Origin of the sequence: Clostridium amylolyticum, assembly GCF_900142075.1 — a bacterium.
In the GTDB taxonomy this organism is placed as follows: Bacteria; Bacillota; Clostridia; order Clostridiales; family Clostridiaceae; genus Clostridium_AA; species Clostridium_AA amylolyticum.
Map to the genome: position 1 here is coordinate 492,249 of NZ_FQZO01000003.1, position 20,811 is coordinate 513,059.

A 20,811-nucleotide genomic window follows, 5' to 3' on the forward strand; every position below is an offset into this window, starting at 1 on the left:
AAAACAAATATATTTAAGATTTAAAATTTTTATATTGTTACAATGTTATTGATAATGATTTTCAATAATATCGCTGGATAAATTATAGCAAGAGCTGAAGACATAGTCAAATCTAACACTGAATATACAGCTTGGAATGGATGGAATTAAAAATGGTTGACCTTATTTATGCAAATTCTATCTAAAGTTAAGAATAACTTGATATTTTAAAAGGGAAGGGTGGGGATAGCTTGAAAAAGAAACATTTAATCATCCTATTGATAATTTTAAGTATACTTTCATTATTCATAGGAGCAAAAGATATAAAACCCATGGACATATTAAGGCTTAAAGAAGAGCATATTCAAGTGTTACTTATAAGCAGGATTCCAAGGCTGATAAGCATAATAGTAGTGGGGATGAGCATGAGCATAAGCGGTCTTATTATGCAAGCCATAAGTAGAAATAAATTCGTTTCACCCACCACTGCGGCTACCACCGATTGGGCTAGATTTGGAATCTTAATTTCCATGATGCTCTTTTCTTCTGCTAGCTACCTGCAAAAGATGCTTATAGCTTTTCTCTTTGCTTTAGGAGGAACTTTTTTATTTATGAAATTACTTAATAAAATTAAGTATAAAAATTCCATATTTATCCCCTTACTAGGGATTATGCTGGGGAATATAGTAAGTTCTATAACAACCTTTTTTGCATATAAGCATGATTTAATTCAAAATATTTCTTCCTGGTTGCAAGGGGATTTTTCTTTAATCATAAAGGGGAGATATGAGCTTTTATACATAGGTATACCATTGCTTATAACCGCTTATATCTATGGAAATAAATTCACCATCGCAGGCATGGGAGAAGAATTTTCCATTAATTTAGGACTTAATTATAATAAGGTGGTGACTTTGGGGCTTGTGATTGTAGCATTAATAACCTCTGTTACTGTACTTACTGTAGGAACCATACCGTTTTTAGGATTAATAGTTCCTAATATAGTATCCTTATATAATGGGGATAATTTAAAAGATAATATTCCTCATACAGCTTTGTTAGGAGGGGTATTTGTATTAGCCTGCGATATATTAGGAAGAGTTTTAATATATCCTTACGAGCTTTCTATAGGAGTGGTAGTGGGAGTGCTGGGCAGTGGGATATTTCTATACTTATTGATGAGGAGAAAAAACTATGCAGTATGATGCTTTAAATAAGCAAAAAATAGACACCAAAAATATTCATAAGGTAAATATGTTTAAAAACATAAAGTTTTTAAAGCATAGCAATAAAAGGATCTTAACTATTTTATTGTTAGTAGCTGTAGTTTTAATCTTAACATTTTTATTTATAGGAATTACTCCTAAGAACTTTGGCTATAATTTTCCTAGGAGAGTTAAAAAGGTTTTGTCCATTATATTAACAGGAAGCAGTATAGCCTTTTCCTCTGTGGTCTTTCAAACCATCACTAATAACAGAGTTTTAACCCCTAGTGTACTAGGATTAGATTCTCTTTACATGTTTATCCAAACTTTAGTGGTGTACTTGTTTACCTCCTCCAGTGTACTGGTAGCCAATAAGAATATTAATTTTATCCTATGTCTAGGGATAATGATTGGTTTCTCTGGAGTTTTGTTTAAAATCATGTTTAAAAGAGAAAACAATAATGTGCTTTTTTTAGTGCTTATAGGTATGATATTTGGAAGTTTGTTTAGCAGTTTATCTTCTTTTATGCAAATGCTTATAGACCCTAATGAATTCTTAATTGTACAAGATAAGATGTTTGCCAGCTTTAATAATATAAATACCAATATTCTTTTTATCAGTATTTTATCTATTGCTATTATAGGAATTTATATCTATAGAGATATTAAATTTTTAGATGTTCTGTCCTTAGGTAGAGATAATGCTATAAATCTAGGGGTGGATTATGAGAGGGTAGTAAAAAGATTCTTATTTGCAGTGGCGGTTTTGGTTTCTATTTCTACAGCCTTATCAGGACCTATAACATTCCTTGGAATATTAGTGGTTAATTTAGCTAAGGAGCTTATGAAAACTTATAAACACATTTATTGGTTTATATCAGCCATACTTATCAGCATCATTGCTTTAGTTGGTGGACAACTTATTGTGGAGAGGCTATTGAATTTTAGTACAAGCCTTAGCGTAATTATAAATTTCATTGGGGGAGTTTATTTTATATACCTTCTAATTAAGGAGAATAAGCGATGATTGAAGTAAAGAACATAAATAAAAGCTATTCACAGAAATCTGTTTTAGAAAATGTATCCTTAAGACTTAAAAAAGGTGAAATGATATCCTTTATAGGAGCCAACGGTGCAGGAAAAAGCACTTTATTATCTATAATAAGCAGGCTCATAAGTAAAGATAAGGGAGAGGTTTATATAGATGATAAAGCCGTAGATAAATGGGACAAGAATCAGCTGTCAAAAACCATATCCATCTTAAGACAATCTAATTATATGAATATAAAATTGACAGTTAAAGAATTGGTGAGTTTTGGAAGATTTCCTTATTCACAAGGAAAGCTCACTTCTGAAGACTTAGAGCATATTCATAAAGCCATGGATTATATTAATATATCCCACTTGAAGGATAGATATATAGATGAACTAAGCGGCGGAGAAAGGCAGATGGCATACATAGCCATGGTAATAGCCCAAGACACAGAATACATTTTTTTAGATGAGCCATTAAATAACTTAGATATGAAACATTCTGTGGAGATAATGAAGATCTTAAGAAGATTGGTGGACGAGCTTAATAAGACTATTATTATAGTTATTCACGATATAAATTTTGCTTCCTGCTATTCAGATTATATAGTGGCCTTAAAGCATGGAAAGGTAGTTAAGGAGGGGAAGACAAAAGAGATAATAAAGCCTGAGGTATTAAAAGAAATATATGATTTGGATATTAATATAGAAGAGATAAATGGAAACAACCTATGCCATTATTTTTCTTGAGAATCAAGTGTTAATAGATATTTTAAATAAATAATCATGAGGTGATAATATGAAAAAAACAATAATAGCAATATTAAGCGCGGTATTAATTGGAAGCTTTACAGCAGGATGTGCAGCAAATACCAATAAAGATGCAGTTAACAACCAATCTTCTAAAGAATATAAAACTTTAAATATAAAACAAGACTTAGGAGACATCACCATAAGCAAAAGACCTGAAAAAGTAGTGGTTTTTGATTATGGCGCATTAGATACTCTCCAGGTTTTAAATGTAGAGCCTGTGGGAGTGGTGAAGGATAATCTTCCAGAATATCTTTCAAAATATAAAGATAATAAATATAAAGCTATTGGAGGCTTGAAGGAGCCTAATTTTGAAGTTATTAGTGAACTTCAGCCGGATTTGATCATAATTTCAGCAAGGCAGTCAGATCATTATAAAGAGTTAAGCAAAATTGCTCCAACCTTATATGTAGGCTTAGATACCAAGAAGTATCTAGATTCCTTTAAATCCAATACCACCACCTTAGCACAAATTTTCCAAAAGGAAGAAGAGGGAAAAAAGAAAATTGAAGCTATAGAAACTAGGGTTAAAGAGGTTCAGGAGGAAGTAAATAAAAAGGCTAAAGATAAAAAGTCTTTAATTATGCTAGCTAATGACGGTAATATCAGCGCCTATGGTCCAGGATCTAGGTTTGCTTTAGTGGATACCCTAGGTTTTAAAGCTGTGGATGAAAAGGTAGAAGCTTCTACCCATGGTCAAAAAATCGGATATGAGTATATAAAAGAAAAAAATCCTGATTACATATTTATTATAGATAGAAGCGCTGCATTAGGCACTAAAGGTACCTCTTCAGCAAAGCAATCCTTAGAAAATGATTTAGTTAAGAGCACCAATGCCTACAAAGAAGGTAAAATGGTGTATTTAGATCCATCCTACTGGTATTTGTCTGGAGGAGGAATAAAATCCATGGAAGTAATGATAGAAGAAGTAGCTAAAGCTCTTAAGTAACTAGAACTGCAGTAAACTATAATGTGCTTAAAGGATAATCTTAGCATTTTTGTGCTTAAGATTATCCTTTTTATTTATCACTAATAAATATTAAAAAATAATTTTTAAAATATTAAGTAAGAAATAAATATGTCGATATATCTATTAACGATGTCGATATAAATAAAAAATAATTGAATAAAATGTTATTATTGCATTAAATGACAATCTTTATAAATAAAATTTAATTAAAGCATAAATAATAATATAAAAATAGTTTTGACTTTATACTCTGCATAGGACGACTTTTGAATATTATTTAATATAAAGGAGAGATAAATATGACTATAAAGAAAAAACTTCCCATTATTATAGCTTTATTATTGGCTATACCATTACTAGCTACCTCCATCTTTACTTATTTCTATAGTTCTAATATTATTTCTAAGAATACTCAAGAGCAAATAAAATCTTTAAGTAGTGATGGTTCTCAAATTATTTCAGCTTTAATACTGGCTGAAAAAGCTGAAATTAAAGGTATTAGTGGCTATGAAAATGTTATTTCTCTAGCTGAAAAACGCAATAAAACCCTTGATGAAAGTTTTTTTCAATCCTACAGCCAAGATATAAATTCTCTAAATGAATATCTTGACAAAAAAGCAAAAGAAGAAGGGAATCTAGAACACATTTTTTTAGTAGATAGTAATGGTACTATCTTTGCAGACAGTGCACCTGGATCTTTTAAAAAGAGTGTTTTAGATAGAGATTATTTTAAAGATGTGGTAGAGAAAAAAGAGTTGGTAATCAGTAACAGCATGGTATCTAAAGCTACTGGGGATTTGATAGTGGTTTTTATATTACCTATAAAGGATGCAGATAATAATATTTTAGGTTATGTAGGTAAAGGGGTATATGTAGATTATCTAACTAAAAACCTTAAAAATATAAAAGTTGAAGGTAGTGGATATGTTTATCTAGTAGATTCCAAAGGCATTATGTTATCTCATCCTGAAAAAGATAAAATTACTAAACCTGTGGAAAATGAAGTGATAAAAAAGGTAGCTCAAGAGGTTGATTCTGGTAAAACTATTGAAACCAAGGCAGAGCAATATTTATATAAAGGATTAAAAAAGTTATGCAGCTACAGTGAAGTGGATGAAACTAAATGGATAATAGTTATTACAGCAGATTTGAAAGAGATTCAAGCAGGTACCACTAAAATGCTTTACTATACTATAATGGTAACTTTAGTTGCACTGGCCATAGCCATAATTATAGCTATATTATTTTCAAAAAATATCACCTCGCCATTAGGACAGGCAGTGACACATTTAGGTTATTTAGCTAATGGTGATTTTAGCAATGATGTGCCAGAGAATTTCAAAAGAAGAAAGGACGAATTAGGTACCATTGGTGTAGCTTTACATGATTTACAAGTGCAATTTGTAGGTTTAGTAGGTGATATAAAAAATGAATCTAACAATATAGAGGTTATGGTAAAGAATATTAAAGAAAGTGTTTCGGATTTAAATAGTAATATAGAACAAGTATCAGCTACTACAGAGGAATTATCCGCAAGTATGGAGGAGACAGCTGCATCCTCTGAAGAGATGTTTGCAACTTCACAAGAAATAGAAAAAGCGGTTAATTCTATAGCAAAAAAATCAGAAGAAGGAGCTATAGCCGCTGGAGAAATTACTAAACGTGCAGAAACTACAAAGAATAATGTTATTATAGCTCAAGAAAAAGCTGTAGATATATTTAATAATACAAAAGAAAATTTGAAAAAAGCTATAGATAACTCAAAGGTAGTAGAAAAGATCAATATATTATCTAATGCTATAATGCAAATAACAGATCAGACTAATCTACTAGCATTAAATGCAGCTATAGAAGCAGCTAGGGCGGGAGAGGCTGGAAAAGGATTCTCCGTGGTGGCTGAAGAAATTAGAAAGTTAGCGGAGCAATCTAAAGATACAGTAAGCGAAATTCAGAACATAACAAGTCAGGTTAAAAATGCAGTAGATAATTTATCTGACGGCTCAGAAAGATTATTAGATTTTGTTTCTTCGGATGTTATAAGAGATTATGATACCTTACTGCAAGTAGGTGAAAAGTACAGTGAGGACGCTAAATTTGTTAATGAATTAGTTTCTGATTTTAGTGCTACTGCAGAAGAACTATCTGCTTCATTACAGGATGTTATAAAAACTATAGATGGAGTAGCCCAAGCTGCTAGCGAGGGGGCAGGAGGTACTACTGATATAGCATCTAGAATATCAGACATAAGTTCTAAGTCTAATGATGTTCTAGAAGAGGTATCGAAGTCTAAAGAAAGTGCGGATAATCTTAATAATGAAATGTCTAAGTTCAAAATAACTAAATAGCACTCCAGTGTTTTAATTAAATGGGATAATTCTAAAACTAATAAGTTTTAGATTATCCCATTTATACTTATTAAAGTAGATTGTTTTAGTGTAAAATTGAAAATATGCATTGTTATATAGTAATATAAATTTATGAAGGATAATGGTATAGGATTTTGAATGGTAAAAGAAGGTTTTATTAGAACATTAGGAGAAGGGTGGAGTATTAATTGATTAAAGATTTATTATTAAAAAACAGGAGTTATAGAAGATTTTATGAGGACGAAAAAATCTCCAAGGAGACTTTAATTGAGCTTATGAATTTGGCAAGGATATCTTCTTCAGGGGGAAATCTTCAAAGCCTTAAGTATGTACTTTCTTACACAGAAGAAAGAAATCAGATAGTTTTTGATAATTTAAAATGGGCAGGTTATCTTAAAGATTGGCATGGACCGGAAAAGGGAGAAAGACCTTCTGCTTATATAATAATGCTTCATGACAAGGATATTAGTAATAACTATTTTTGGGATCATGGTATAGCAGCGGAAAATATACTTTTAGGTGCAGTGGAAAAAGGACTTGGGGGTTGTATGTTTGGTTCAGTTAACAGATTAGAGCTTTCTAAGGCTTTAAATATACCTTCAAAATATGAAATACTTATGGTGATTGCCTTAGGGGCTCCAAAGGAAAATGTAATACTTGAAGAAATAGATAAAAATGGAGACATTAAATACTATAGAGATGAAGAAGGAAATCATTACGTGCCTAAGAGAAAGCTAGAGGATATAGTGTTAGATATCTAGAAAATCAAGTGGTAAAAATTTATGGTGAACTCTACAACATATAAGGTAGAGTTCTAATTTTTATGGTATTATGTGTTTTTCATATATTATAATTATTAGTATATTTTATTAAAATACAGGAGGAAATAAAATGAAGTTTTCAGTAAAAAGGTGGTTATTACTATTATTATCCGTGGTTCTAAGTTTTGCATTTGCAGCTTGCAAGCCATCTAATAATAAAGTAAATGACACCCTTAAGAGTACTAAAATAGATGAAAAGGGAACTTATGATGATTTTCAATCTGTTGCTGACTACATTAGAGAATATAATAAACTTCCCTCCAATTATATTACCAAATCTGAAGCTACAAAGTTCGGATGGAATCCTGGAGATGACCTTTGGAAGATAGCTAAAGGAAAGAGCATCGGAGGAGATGTGTTTGGAAATTTTGAAGGAAGTTTACCTAAAGCTAAAGGGAGGACTTGGCGTGAGTGCGACATAAACTATAAAGGCGGAAAAAGGGGAGCAGATAGAATATTGTTTTCAAATGATGGTCTGGTTTATGGAACCTCTGACCATTATAAAACCTTCAAAGCTTATTATGATAAGCCTAATAAATAGAAATAAACCAGGTGGTGTTTTACATGAAAACTATAATTTTAAAAGGTGAAGACTTTATCACAAAAGAGAAATTTCATAAAATACTTAAAAATAAGCTAGGTTTCCCTGAACATTATGGAGGAAATCTAGATGCATTGTGGGATTGCCTAACTACAGATCTAGAATATCCTGTTAAAATACATTGGGTCAATGTAGATAAAAGCATAGAATTGTTAGGAAATTATGCCCAAATAGCGTTAGATATATTTATTAAAGCAGCTGAAGAATCGCAGGGCAATTATATTTTTACTTATGGAAAATGATAAATTTCTTATAATATAAAAAATAATGCCTGACACTAAGGAATTTATAATTATTCTTTGGTGCCTGGCATTATTAACTTAACCACTAGGAACATCTTATCATTATTAATTATAAGTAAACTTTAATAGAATTCATTGATTCAGAAATGGGTTAATAATATGCTTAATGTAATAATGGCATTTGCCATAAAAGGAAGGTGTTAATGATGAAAGATAATAAATTAATGGGTATGCTTCTAGGAAGCTTTGCAGCAGATGCATTTGCTCTAGGACCTCACTGGATTTATGATACAGAAAAAATAGATGATACCTTTGGAGACATTAATACTATAACCAATCCTCCAATAGGCTCTTTCCACCCTACTAAAGAAAAAGGGGACTTTACTCATTATGGAGATCAAACCCTGCTTTTACTAAAGTTTTTAAGGGAGCATAGGGACTTTAATATAGAAAAATTTAAAGAGGCTTGGCTTAAATATATGGAATATTATAAAGGGTACAAAGACCACGCCACCAAGGAATCCATAGAAAGATTAAGAAATTCCGAAACTCTAGAAGGTTCTTCCTCAGATGAATTAGGAGGGGCAGCTAGAATGGCTCCTATTATATTTGAATTCTATCCTGATAAAAATAAAATACTTAAATATGTGGCAGCTGAAACTAAATTGACTCACAATAATCCTTTAGTTATACACATGGTAGAATTTATAGCCCAAATAACCTTTAAGGTGCTAAAAGGAAGTTCTCCTGAAGAAGCGGTGCTCAGTGAAAAGGATAAAGCTCCTAACTCCTTAAAAAATATGATAGATAATGCCTTGGAAAATCTACAAAATGAACCAAGAGATGTGATAAAGAACTTTGGACAAAGCTGTGGAGGAGTGCATGCATTTCCATCTACCATATACCTTCTTATAAAATATCAAGATGACTTTAAGGAAGCTCTTAAGAAAAATGTTTTAAGTGGAGGAGATTCTGCGGCAAGGGGAATGATATTAGGAATGATATTAGGGGCTTATAAGGGTCAGGAAGGTATACCAGAAAGCTGGCTGAAAGATATGAAAGCTTATGAAGAAATAATAAGCTAACATACATTATTAAGTGAATACGCTAATCATACAAAGAGAGGTTTCCTTTTATAAGGGGACCTCTTTTTGTATACAAAAAATTATTAATTTATATAATTATAGAAAAATTAATTCTAACTAAATGAAATATAAAGAGAAATAGGTTAAAATTAACATTTTATTAACTTGATGATAATTATTATCATATAATAAAATATATTTAAAAGATAATTTACTATATTTGTGAAAGAGGTGCTTATATGGCATTAAAGATAACTGAAGACTTAATGCTCGAAAAATTTTCCGGGTACTTAAGTAAGGATGAAACTGAAATTTATCCTATTTATGCAATAAAACTAAATTGGTTTATTACATTGCTAAGTAAATATTACTTTATTGCGTTAACTAATAAAAGAATATTGATATTAAGAGTATCATCGCTTTTAAATGAAAAAGACTTTATGGAAATAAGACCGGAAGAAATAAAAAGTTGCAGCATGAAGAAAGCTCCTTTAGGAAAAGCAATAGAAATAAGATTAAAGGATGATAGTGTATTAAAAGCTAAAGCTAATAATAAGGTGCTTGGCCTTAGCAATCAGAGTGAAAATATTGAAAGATTATATAACTTTTTTCAAAAAATAAATAATTTAAATCCATAGTTTTATATTTTGAATGTATAAGATGATTCTTGTATCTAAAGAGAATCATCTTTTTTAGTTTAATTCATTATATTATTGTTTCAATTTTTACTGATTCTTTAGTTATAGGAAGGATAGCCATTATACAGGATTGTAAACATTTTATAATTTCTCTTTACTTTTTGTAATATGCATTTTTATAGGTGATAAGATAATAATAAATACATTAATATTAATTATTACAATTTTCGTTCAAAGACTAATTTTATCCGATAGCTAACCGCTCCTAATCACCCTACTTATTCAATTAGTGGGATAATGAGCGCTAAGCGCCTGGATAAGGTCTTCTAAGCTTCAGATGGAGAAGGTATTCCTTTTAAGTGAGTCCATCTGAAGCTAAGAATCACTTGATAAATAGTAAATATCATCAATAAAGAAAGGAGGTTCTGGTTTAGAAATATGAGAAAAACCAGGAGTATATGAATTTTAAATTGAGAGATCTTGATAAAGATAAAGTTAAAGAGATAATAAAGAACAAGAAAGGCGATATACTAAAGGTTGTCATTGCATTAATAGTAATTGCTGTGATGATATATGAGTTTGGTAATGAGATAAAGAGTGTAAACTTCAGAAAAACCTTTTATATTTTAAGAGATTTGGGTAATGTAACCATACTTATTATGATGATTGCAGGTATTGTAGCAGTTATGTCCACCACCCTTTATGATTTCTCCATAAGTAAATACTTCGGTTTTCATTTAAGCTCTGGGAAAGTGTTAAAAATAGGATGGATAGCTAACTCTATAAATAGTTTTATAGGTATGGGAGGGATAGGCGGAGCCAGTGTAAGAACTCTTTTATATAAAAGGGAAAATATAGATACTAAGAAAGCTGTAAATGCTAACTTTTACATAATTTTATCCACAGGTACAGGCTTGTCTACATTAATAATATTGGGATTTCTTAATGTCTTTAACTTTTCATTTTTAATTGATGAAAGCAATTTTTATAAGATTATTCTAGTAGTATTTATATTATATATACCCTTATATTTTTTATCTGGAAAAATAAAATTTATAAGGGAAAAGATATTAGGAGAAAATGTTGAAGCTCCTTTGAAGTTAAAATTAATGTTGTTTTTCTCCTCTATAGTAGAGTGGTTAGCTGCAGCTTCATTTTTTGCAGGAATATCTAGAAGTTTCACACCAAACCTTTCTATAAGAGGGGCCTTGGGAGTTTATATAGTGGCTGTTACCTTGGGACTTGCAAGTTTTATACCTAGTGGATTAGGTTCTTTTGACTTTGCAGCACTTTTAGGATTAAAGCTTATGGGTGCTGGTTATGAAGCTGCTTTAGCTGGAATACTAACCTTCAGATTGTTTTATTATGTGGTGCCTTGGAGTATTTCTATGGTTTTTTTAGCTATTGATTTAGTATCTAGAAGGAAAAAAACAAAGAAAGAAGAAAAAAATATTTCCAGTGAAATAGGTGTAAGGGCTTTAGCTGCGTTAGTTTTTCTAGGAGGAGTTATTCTTGTTTTATCCTCTGCTACCCCAGCATTAGCAGATAGAATAAAGGTGATACATAAGGTATTGTCTTTTCCTGTATTAAGGTTCTCTAAGAATGCTTCCATGGCTATAGGTATAATACTTATAATATTATCTAGAGGTATATGGGATAAGATTAAAAGCTATTATAATTTAACTGTAATATTTCTGCTTTTAGGGGGCTTTCTAACCTTTATTAAAGGACTAGATTTTGAAGAGTCTACTATTATACTTATAATATCAGGACTTCTATATTTAGGAAAAGACAATTTTTATAGGGAAAGTGCTCCTATAAGATTGAAAGATATTTTTATTATTTTAATATCCACCACCATCATGGCTTTTATCTATGCCGGCATTAGCTATTCTACTCACAGACATTTATTTACCACTATGGAAAGTAAAAATGCTCTGCTTTCAAGAGTTTTCTTATTTTTAATTGTCACATGGATTATAGCGGGATTATTTTTATTTAGGAGGGTTAGAAAAGTAGGATTTGAATTTCCTAATGATGAGGATTTAGAAGAACTAGAAGATTTTCTGAAAAAATACTCTGGAAACAGGATGACACATTTACTGTTTCTAAAAGATAAATGCTTCTATTTCTCTCAAAATAAAAAAGTGCTTATTGCTTACACACCGTATAAAGATAAAATGGTGGTGTTAGGCGACCCCATAGGAGAAAAAGAACTTTTTATCAATGCTATTTTAGAATTTAGACACTTTGCAGATAAATTTGATATGATACCAGTTATTTACGAAGCATCTGATGAAAATCTATCTATTTATCACGATAATGGCTATGAATTCTTTAAATTAGGTGAAGAAGCTCTAATAGATTTAGTGGATTTTAACCTTACAGGTAAGAAAAAACAAGATCTAAGAATAGCAAGAAATAAGATGGATAAAAATGAATTTCAATTTGCCATGATTATGCCACCTTTTGACAAAGAGTTTTTAGATAAACTTCGGGTTATATCTGATGAATGGCTGGGAGAAAGGAAAGAAAAGGGGTTTTCTGTGGGTTGGTTTGATACAGATTATTTAAATAGAGCTCCCATAGCGGTTATAAATAAAGATGATGATATCCTTGCTTTTGCCAGCATAATGCCTATATACGATAATGTAACTATATCTATAGATTTAATGAGAGGAAAAGTAGAAGTTCCCAGTGGTGTTATGGATGCTTTATTTTTAGGGATAATAAATTGGTCAAAGGACAATGGTTACAAACAGTTCAGTTTAGGAGTTGCACCTTTATCAAATGTAGGAAGTAATCCTTATTCCCATACAGACGAAAAGCTTGGAAAATATGTATATAATTATGGTAATAAGATATATAGTTTTAGAGGCTTAAGAAAATTTAAAGAAAAATTTCAGCCAGAATGGAAAGGGGTTTATTTAGCTTACCCAAAAGGCGCTAAATTGACATTGTTGGTATTGGAGTTAGCACTTTTGGCAGGGAAGCATAAAGAGTGAGAATGTGAATTTAGAATTTATAATTGAGAATTTGAAATTAAGGAAGTAACTCCTAGAGGAGTTTCTTTAAACTAACACAAGACAAAAAAACTTTATTAGAAGTTTTTTGTCTTGAACTATTTTTATAAGCCTCCTAAGAGGAAATGTAGAAAATAGTAAATTTATGTTTGTTATATTCAAAAAAGAAGCTTCAGAGGAAGCTTCTTTCCTTTTTACTTCATTATAAATTTTAAATTCTCAATTATCTAATTTGCTTTTGCTTTGTTAAAGCTTGCAGTAGCTAGAGAGGTGAATATTAGACCTATAAATAATATTATCCCTACTTCAACTAACATGGTTATGGAGTGGTTAAATATTTGGAGGTTTAATCCCATTGCTTGTCTCAACATTGGATCCATGGTATTTACTTCTAAGATAATCTTTTTGAACATGTCCACTGCGTAAGTCATAGGGTTAATTTTTATAAGAAAATCCATCCATATAGGAAGTCCGTTAAGAGGGAATAATGCTCCTGATAGGAAAAGCATTGGGAATATCAATAATTGTATGGCTACGTGGAAACCTTGTGAGGTTTTTATGAAACTTGCTACAAATAGTCCTAAAGAAGAAACTGTAAAGGCTACTATAAACATAGCTGGTATTAGTTTAATTACCATATCAAAGTTTAATTTTACTCCTACAAGAGGAATGAATATTAAGATTAACAAGCCTTGAATTACAGCAATGCTGCTACCGCCTAGAACTTTTCCCAGTGCTACAGAGGATCTTGGAACAGGAGATACAAGCATCTCTCTCAAGTATCCAAACTCTCTATCCTGTACCACAGATAAAGCTGATATTATAGCAGTGTTAAATACAGTCATGGCTATTATGCCTGGGAACATGAACTGAACAAAGTTGAAGTCCTTAACTGGGCCGGCAGCGTTGGCGCCTGACATCATAGACTTAATAGCTCCTCCCATACCGCTACCAAATACTATAAGTAATAAGAAGGGGAGTGCTAGTGATCCTATAAGTTGTGCTTTATCTCTAAAAAATTTAACTATATCTCTTTTCCAAATTGCTAAAATTGCTTCCATTTATAATACACCTACTTTCTTGAACCTTTTTTATTTTGTGGTTTACTTGAGGAAGATTCTTCTCTTATCTCCCTTCCTGTTAGACCTAAGAAAACATCATTTAAGGTTGGCCTCCTCAAATTAACGCTATCTATAGGAATCTCAAAGTCTTTTACAAAGTCTACTAAAAATTCATTGCCTTTTAATACATTAAAAGAAATTATTCCATTTTTTACCTTTGGGTTTTTATTATATTTATCTTTTATTATTTTTAAGGCTTTATCATTATCCTTTGTGGAAATTTCCATTATATCTCCACCAAGAGAATTTTTAAGGCTTTCAGGAGTCTCCAGGGCTATTATCCTTCCATCATCAATAATGGCTATCCTGTCGCAAAATTCTGCTTCATCCATGTAATGGGTAGTTAAAAATACTGTAATGCCTTCTCTTTCCTTAAGTTTCAATATATAGCTCCAGATGTGATCTCTAGTTTGTGGATCAAGTCCTACGGTAGGCTCATCTAGAAATATTACCTTTGGATAATGAAGCAATCCTCTTGCTATCTCTAGTCTTCTCTTCATACCACCTGAAAAGGTCTTTACTAGGTTTTCTTTCTTATCTGAAAGTTCTACCATATCTAAAACTTCATTTATTCTTTCCTCTCTCACGGATTTTTCTACTCCATAGAGCTTGCAATGAAGCATAAGATTTTCATAAGCGGTTAATTTTTCATCTAAGGTATTTTCTTGAAATATTATGCCTATGCTTTCCCTTACTTTATCCCTTTCCTTTGATACATTAAAACCATTTATCGAAGCATCACCGGAAGAAGGTTTTATCATAGTAGATAACATATTTATAGTTGTACTTTTACCGGCTCCATTTGGACCTAGAAATCCGAATATTTCACCTTTTTTTACGCTAAAGCTAACATCCTTTACTGCTTGAAAGTCTCCATATGACTTTTTTAAGTTATTTATTTCAATTATATTTTTCATATAGCATTCTCCTCCATATATTTCGTGTATATTCTAAATCTATCTATTAAGAAGATCTTTTAAAGTCTTAAGACCTTTTACTACATCGTTAATTTCTTCCTCACTTCCTTTGGAAACTAGGCTAGCTAAGTATTCATTTACGGTATCATGTATATCATCTTTGATGTCATCAGTTTTGGGAGAGAGTATTAAATAAACTATTCTCTTGTCCTCATGACTTCTTACCCTTTCCACAAGTCCCTGCTGTTCCAATCTATCTACAATTCCTGAAACCGTGCTGTTTGCTAGTTTCATCTCTTGGCTAAGCTCCGTTAATTTCATTTTTTTATTTGAATACAGAATTTTTAAAGCATTTATTTGAGGTATCGTTAATTCTGAATCTTTAAAGCTACACTTTAGCTTATTATTTAATTCATGATTTATTTCTTTTAAAAGAGAAGAGATTTCCGCTCCTTTTGCAGTTTTCATAATAAAACCTCCATTTCACTATGATTATAAATTTAATGTAATTTTATATATTTCGCATATTAATATTTAGTGTTAAAATATTTCGCCTTCGAACTAATTTGATTATATTACCATAACTATAATATGTCAATAATAATTATTAAATAATATAATTTATTATATGGAGATTATTGTTTTCATATTATCGATTTATGTAACTTTTTAAAGAAAAATGCTTATTATGTAATATATAAAGGAGGTGGTAATAGTGAGTGTTTCTATTATAATGGCATTTAGAGAATGTTTAGAAATGCTATTGATTATTCTACCTCTTTTAATTTTCCTTAATAATATAGGCAAAAAAAGTTTATCAAAATATGTATATTATGGATCAGCAGTAGGTATAGTAATCAATATTCTTGCAGGAGTTTTTCTTATTGGACAAGTTAATAAGCTGGATGGTTATTTTCATCAGCTTTTTTTAGGTGGAAGCATGATTTTCCTTGCAATATTAATATTGTATAGCATAGTGATGCTATCAAAACAAAGCAAGGAATTAACTTTAAATGTTACAGAAAAGTATGATGTAAAGCTTAATGGGCTTAGTCTATTTTTATTGGCATTTGTAACAGTGTTTCGAGAAGGCATAGAGATTGTACTGTTCTTACTTCCACTGTCTAGTGAAAACCCATTGAAGTTAGCCCTAGGGGTGTTACTAGGAATAATTCTATCCTTAATACCAGCTTATATATTATTTAAAACCTCCGCTAAAATAAATGTTTATATAATTTTTAGTATTTTAACATTAATTCTTATATTTATAGGAGGACACTTTTTGGGTGAAGGGCTTGGTATTATATACCCTGAAGCAGAAAATTTTGCCTCAAAATTTGGTGAGCTTATTTATATAGTCCCATTACTATTTTTATTTCTAAAGAGAGAACTAAGAAAGTATCTAAAAAAATGATATTCCCATAAAATGTATCTACCTCAGGGGGGATTCCATAAAAAGGAATCGCCCCTGGGGTAGTTCCTTTTTATGGTAATTTGTGTGTTTTGTAATTTATTAATGTAAACATATTGATACTTATTGATAAAATATCTATGATATAATAAGATATCTATTATCTTAAACCATGAAAATTTGGTTAAGATAATAAAGATTTGTTCTATATTTTGTTTTATTATTGTAAAGATGAATTTAAGGAGGTTAACTTATGTTAAGTAAGAGAATTGAAGAAATGTTAAACGATCAAATTAACTATGAACTATTTTCAAGCTATTTGTATCTGTCTATGTCAGCTTATCTATCAGACTTAAACATGAATGGATATGCTCATTGGTTCCATGTTCAGGCACAAGAAGAAAAGGATCATGCTATGATTCTATATAATTATGTGGTAAGCGCTGGTGGAAGGATTAAGCTTGCAGCCATAGATGGACCTAAAACAGATTTTGAAGGTATAAGAGAAGTTTTAGAAGAAACTTTAGAGCACGAAAGAGATATCACTAGCAGAATTTATAATATTGTAGAAGAAGCTACCAGCCAAAGAGATTATAAAACCGTTAAGGCTTTAGAGTGGTTTATTAATGAGCAGGTAGAAGAAGAAGAAAATGCAGTGGATAATATTGCAAAATACAATATGCTAGCTGAAGATCCTAAAGGACTATATATGTTAGATAAAGAACTTCAAGCTCGTGTTTATGTACCTTCACCATTATTAGCTAACCAAGCTTAATGTATTTAAAGTTACATATTTCATTAAATCTAAAGGATCAGTAATTTTACTGATCCTTTTTGATAAAAAAAATAGGATGAAGCAGTATAAAGCAGAATTTTAAGGGGATCTGCTTTATTTACTGTCATCCTTTAGTTTGGGGTAATATTCCGTAGAATATTAGTGTTATATATGAACGCATTTCCACTTTGGGTTATTTTTAGTTGCAATGAAAAAAACCCAAATTGTTAATTATATAACAACAAGATTGTATCATATTGTTTGGAAGTAGTACAGGTTATATTTACCATTATAAGGGTTAATAAATGCTGTTTAATTATTAAAGTAGAATTAAAAGTCTCCAGAGGATGGAGACTTTTTTGTTATTTATTTGCTTCTAAGGATAGACTTTTTTCTGAGTCTGAGGGCAACGAAGTTTCATGACTTAACCTAAAATCTCTAATAGAGCCATAAGCATAGCCAATGATACATCCTATAATGCCGGGAATAATCCATCCAAGGCCTTGAGAGTATAAGGGTACATAGCTTAAGAGCTTGAATTTAATATCAAACTGACTTAAAGCATCCATTATACTAAAGATAGAAGTAAATATCATAGTAAATAAATATACTGAATTATAACCGTTGAACCAGTTATGCATCAATGATAGTAAAATAAGTACTATGGCCATGGGATAAATGGCTGTTAAAATCGGTACTGATATCTTTAAAATTTTGGTCAAGCCTACATTGGCTAAAAGCATGCTGGATAAGCATAATATGGTCACCCAAGATTTATAGCTTACTTTAGGCACCAATGTAGCAAAATACTCACTACAGGAGGTAATAAGTCCTACAGAAGTAGTTAAGCAAGCTAATGAAAAAATAAGTCCAAGAATTATTACTCCATTATTGTTAAATAAGTAATATACCACATTAGTAAGAGTCTGAGCACCGTTATCTGCAACACCAAATCTGGTTTGGGCACCTGCACCAAGATAAGAAAGTATTGCGTATATTATAGTAAGAATTAATCCAGCTATGATACCGGCTTTTATGGTATTTGACATTATTGCTTTTTCTTCTGTGATGCCTTTTTCTTTTAGAGCCAATGAAATTACAATACCAAAGTTTAGGGCTGCAATGGCATCCATGGTCATATATCCTTCTAAAAAACCTTTTAATAGTGGAGATTCAGCATAAGCTCCTTGGGCAGGACTAAAAGCTCCCAGTGGCTTTACCATGCTAGCTATAAAAATTATAGCTATAAGTACTAATATAGCTGGTGTAAGTACCTTACCGAATCTGTCTACCAGTTTAGAAGGATTTAGACTTAACCAAAAGGCTATGAGAAAATAACATAGGGTATATATAAGCAAAGGCATAAATCCTGTATTCATGGTTTTTGGTAAAAAAGGAGATATTCCCATTTCAAAAGCGAGACTCCCTGCACGGGGGATACCTAAAAAAGGTCCTATGGATAAATATATTAGCACTGTAAAAATCACAGCAAAATTCTTATGTACTCTCCCGGCCATATTTTGAAGCCCACCGGATTTAGCTACGGTGGCTACTGCTAAAATAGGTAGTCCCACTGCAGAGGCTAAAAATCCTAAAAGAGCAGATGTTAAATTTTTACCGGATAACTGTCCAAGGAGCGGTGGAAATATGAGGTTTCCAGCCCCAAAAAACATGGAAAATAGCATTAAACTTACTAAGATTAAATTTTTCTTTGATAATTTATTCATTTCTGTTCCTCCTGATTTTATAAATTCTTTTGTAATAAATAAACTTAAGATTTTAATGTCTATGTCACTTTCCAATATTCCACCACCTCCTTAAATTAGCATTCACTTAGAGAATTAATTTGTAAATAAGAATCACTTGATAATTTTTGGCAAAATAAAAGCTCGCCCCTAAAAAGGGACGAGCATTACTCGCGTTACCACCCTAATTCTATTATTATAAAAAATAAAGTATAATATAATAATAGCACTCTACACAGTACAGCATGATACTGGTTCCTTATAATGGTGGACATCCATCAAACCTTACTATATTTGGGGTTTGCTTCTCGGAGATGATTTTCAGCTATAGTCTGAACATTGGCTTTCAGCAATTACCAACTCTCTTTAGAACAGATTGTACAACTTACTTGTTCTCTTCATAAAATTTATTTTTTCTTTTTTATATTTTATACCATGGAGTTTATTTATTGTCAAGGTTTTAATAAGGGGGATTATGTGGAAAATAATCGTATAATTTTAAAATTATAGGCATAAAGTTCGTATTTTTGCTATTTGTTAAATTAATAGTAAGGATAAAATAAAAAATACTTTTCAATTAGTATTTTATTAATGTTATAATCAATATGTTGGAAAAAGATAACGGTAAGGAAGGATGGGGTAAATGGATTCCAAGGAAAGACGAGAGCTTATATTAAAGGGTAACATGTATAAAGTAATAATAACACTTTCATTACCCATTATGATTAATAATTTGATTCAGACCTTGTATAATTTAGCAGATGGAGTTTGGGTAAGCAAAATAAGTTCTGTACACTTTGCGGCCACCTCGTTTGTTTGGCCAGTGAATTTCCTTTTTGTTTCTTTGGGAATAGGCTTATCTATAGCAGGTACATCTATTTTATCTCAGCTTATTGGAGCCTCTAAGTATGAAGAAGCCAATAAATATTCCAGTCAGCTTATAGCTATTTCTTTTATTACTTCCATAGTTTTTGCCATAATTGGATATATAATAAGTCCTATTATAATTAAACTCATGGGAGGAACAGGAAGCCTTGCAGAGTACAGTAATATATATTTGAAAATAACATTTTTGGACATGCCCTTTATGTTTTTATTTTTTAACTATAATTCTATAATGAATGCTCAAGGTAATACTTTACAGCCAACTATACTAAGTGCTATAAGTGCTATATTAAATGTAGTATTAGATCCAATTTTTATATTTAATTTTAACATGGGCATTGCAGGAGCAGCTATAGCAACCCTTTTAACCAAAGCACTTTTAGCTGCAGCCGGGTTTTATATGCTTATTAAAAAGCCAGGAATGATAAAAATAAATTTTAAAGGTTTTAAGTTTGATAAAAATGTAATTAAAAAGATAGTAAAAATAGCACTTCCCTCATCCGTAGGGCAATCTGGTTCTGCCTTGGGTTTTATGGTTTTAAATAGCTTTATAGCTTCTTATGGAACGGCTACCATAGCTGCTTTTGGTATGGTAAACAGGATAACAGGACTTATAATGCAGCCGGCTATGGGGGTAGGAGCCGCTTTGACAGCAGTAGTGGGACAAAACCTTGGCTCAGATCAGCTGGAAAGAGTTAAAGAAGCATTTATAAAATCCCTAAAGCTCACCATAGCATTTTCTGTGGTGGGATGTGCAATTATGCTTATTTGGGACAATGCAATTATTAATTTCTTTATACAATCTAGAGATGATGAGCAAGTTATATCTCAAGGAATAACTTATCTCCAGTATATTTCCTATTCCATGCCTTTAATGGGCATATTCAGCATATTTCAAGGAATATTCCAAGGCTCAGGTCATACCAAATATTCCATGTCTATGGAAATTGGAAGGCTTTGGCTGGTAAGGCTGCCTATGATACTTCTATTTAAATACCTTACGGATGTTGGGCCTACAGGAATTTGGTTTTCCATGAGTTTTAGCAACCTCATAGTGTGTATTTACGGCTATATGATTTATCGCAGAAACAAGTGGCAGAGAAAACTAATTAAATAAAATACAAAAAAATGTCACCGCCCCTGGGGTGCTTCCTTTTCACTGGAAGCACCCCAGGGGCGGTGACA

At 31.3% G+C, this 20,811-nt stretch carries 18 protein-coding genes and 1 other annotated feature; of the genes, 14 read left to right on the plus strand and 4 right to left on the minus strand.

Annotation, left to right across the window (positions count from 1 at the left end; genetic code table 11):
- The first annotated feature begins 230 nt into the window (after positions 1-230).
- The 11 genes from BUA82_RS09445 (at position 231) to mprF (ending at position 12,754) form a co-directional block, all read left to right on the plus strand.
- Positions 231-1,184: an ABC transporter permease gene (locus tag BUA82_RS09445; protein ID WP_073006955.1), complete on the plus strand. Its 954-nt coding sequence runs from the start codon at positions 231-233 to the stop codon at positions 1,182-1,184.
- Positions 1,185-1,233: 49 nt separating this feature from the next.
- Complete coding sequence (locus tag BUA82_RS09450) at positions 1,234-2,211, plus strand: iron chelate uptake ABC transporter family permease subunit (protein ID WP_073007209.1); 978 nt, start codon at positions 1,234-1,236, stop codon at positions 2,209-2,211.
- Positions 2,208-2,966, plus strand: coding sequence for an iron ABC transporter ATP-binding protein (locus tag BUA82_RS09455; RefSeq protein ID WP_073006957.1), 759 nt, complete (start codon positions 2,208-2,210; stop codon positions 2,964-2,966). Before BUA82_RS09450 ends, BUA82_RS09455 begins: the two co-directional genes overlap by 4 nt.
- Positions 2,967-3,015: 49 nt before the next feature.
- On the plus strand, positions 3,016-3,975 hold the full coding sequence (locus tag BUA82_RS09460; protein WP_073006959.1) for a siderophore ABC transporter substrate-binding protein: 960 nt from the start codon (positions 3,016-3,018) through the stop codon (positions 3,973-3,975).
- Between the two features lie 320 nt (positions 3,976-4,295).
- Complete coding sequence (locus BUA82_RS09465; protein ID WP_073006961.1) at positions 4,296-6,341, plus strand: methyl-accepting chemotaxis protein; 2,046 nt, start codon at positions 4,296-4,298, stop codon at positions 6,339-6,341.
- Positions 6,342-6,550: 209 nt separating this feature from the next.
- Positions 6,551-7,123 (plus strand): nitroreductase family protein, encoded by a 573-nt coding sequence (locus BUA82_RS09470; RefSeq protein ID WP_073006963.1) that lies wholly within the window; start codon positions 6,551-6,553, stop codon positions 7,121-7,123.
- Between the two features lie 130 nt (positions 7,124-7,253).
- Complete coding sequence (locus BUA82_RS09475) at positions 7,254-7,724, plus strand: ribonuclease domain-containing protein (protein WP_073006965.1); 471 nt, start codon at positions 7,254-7,256, stop codon at positions 7,722-7,724.
- 23 nt (positions 7,725-7,747) lie between these two features.
- On the plus strand, positions 7,748-8,026 hold the full coding sequence (locus tag BUA82_RS09480) for a barstar family protein (RefSeq protein WP_073006967.1): 279 nt from the start codon (positions 7,748-7,750) through the stop codon (positions 8,024-8,026).
- 203 nt (positions 8,027-8,229) lie between these two features.
- On the plus strand, positions 8,230-9,111 hold the full coding sequence (locus BUA82_RS09485; protein WP_083599870.1) for an ADP-ribosylglycohydrolase family protein: 882 nt from the start codon (positions 8,230-8,232) through the stop codon (positions 9,109-9,111).
- A gap of 239 nt (positions 9,112-9,350) precedes the next feature.
- Positions 9,351-9,749, plus strand: a complete 399-nt coding sequence (locus tag BUA82_RS09490; RefSeq protein ID WP_073006969.1) for a PH domain-containing protein — start codon at positions 9,351-9,353, stop codon at positions 9,747-9,749.
- 458 nt (positions 9,750-10,207) lie between these two features.
- On the plus strand, positions 10,208-12,754 hold the full coding sequence (gene mprF / locus BUA82_RS09495; protein WP_073006972.1) for a bifunctional lysylphosphatidylglycerol flippase/synthetase MprF: 2,547 nt from the start codon (positions 10,208-10,210) through the stop codon (positions 12,752-12,754).
- Between the two features lie 245 nt (positions 12,755-12,999).
- Here the strand turns inward: mprF and BUA82_RS09500 are convergent, their stop codons facing one another.
- Genes BUA82_RS09500 through BUA82_RS09510 form a run of 3 tightly spaced genes read right to left on the minus strand, consistent with a single transcriptional unit; the run spans position 13,000 to position 15,278 of the window.
- On the minus strand, positions 13,000-13,833 hold the full coding sequence (locus BUA82_RS09500) for an ABC transporter permease (protein ID WP_073006974.1): 834 nt from the start codon (positions 13,831-13,833) through the stop codon (positions 13,000-13,002).
- A gap of 11 nt (positions 13,834-13,844) precedes the next feature.
- Positions 13,845-14,810: an ATP-binding cassette domain-containing protein gene (locus BUA82_RS09505; protein WP_073006977.1), complete on the minus strand. Its 966-nt coding sequence runs from the start codon at positions 14,808-14,810 to the stop codon at positions 13,845-13,847.
- Positions 14,811-14,849: 39 nt separating this feature from the next.
- On the minus strand, positions 14,850-15,278 hold the full coding sequence (locus BUA82_RS09510) for a MarR family winged helix-turn-helix transcriptional regulator (protein WP_073006979.1): 429 nt from the start codon (positions 15,276-15,278) through the stop codon (positions 14,850-14,852).
- Between the two features lie 247 nt (positions 15,279-15,525).
- Here BUA82_RS09510 and BUA82_RS09515 point away from each other — a divergent pair, with 247 nt between their 5' ends.
- Both BUA82_RS09515 and BUA82_RS09520 read left to right on the plus strand, forming a co-directional pair.
- Positions 15,526-16,224 carry an FTR1 family protein gene (locus tag BUA82_RS09515; RefSeq protein ID WP_073006982.1) on the plus strand — a complete coding sequence of 233 codons (699 nt, stop codon included), beginning with the start codon at positions 15,526-15,528 and terminating at the stop codon, positions 16,222-16,224.
- A 250-nt stretch (positions 16,225-16,474) separates the two neighbouring features.
- Complete coding sequence (locus tag BUA82_RS09520; RefSeq protein ID WP_073006985.1) at positions 16,475-16,996, plus strand: ferritin; 522 nt, start codon at positions 16,475-16,477, stop codon at positions 16,994-16,996.
- A 362-nt stretch (positions 16,997-17,358) separates the two neighbouring features.
- On the opposite strand, the gene brnQ is transcribed toward BUA82_RS09520, so the two are convergent.
- Positions 17,359-18,723 carry a branched-chain amino acid transport system II carrier protein gene (gene brnQ, locus BUA82_RS09525; protein WP_073007215.1) on the minus strand — a complete coding sequence of 455 codons (1,365 nt, stop codon included), beginning with the start codon at positions 18,721-18,723 and terminating at the stop codon, positions 17,359-17,361.
- A gap of 171 nt (positions 18,724-18,894) precedes the next feature.
- Positions 18,895-19,152, minus strand: a binding site (T-box leader).
- Positions 19,153-19,384: 232 nt separating this feature from the next.
- On the opposite strand from brnQ, the gene BUA82_RS09530 reads away from it, so the two are divergent.
- On the plus strand, positions 19,385-20,743 hold the full coding sequence (locus tag BUA82_RS09530; protein ID WP_073006987.1) for an MATE family efflux transporter: 1,359 nt from the start codon (positions 19,385-19,387) through the stop codon (positions 20,741-20,743).
- The last annotated feature ends 68 nt before the right edge of the window (positions 20,744-20,811 follow it).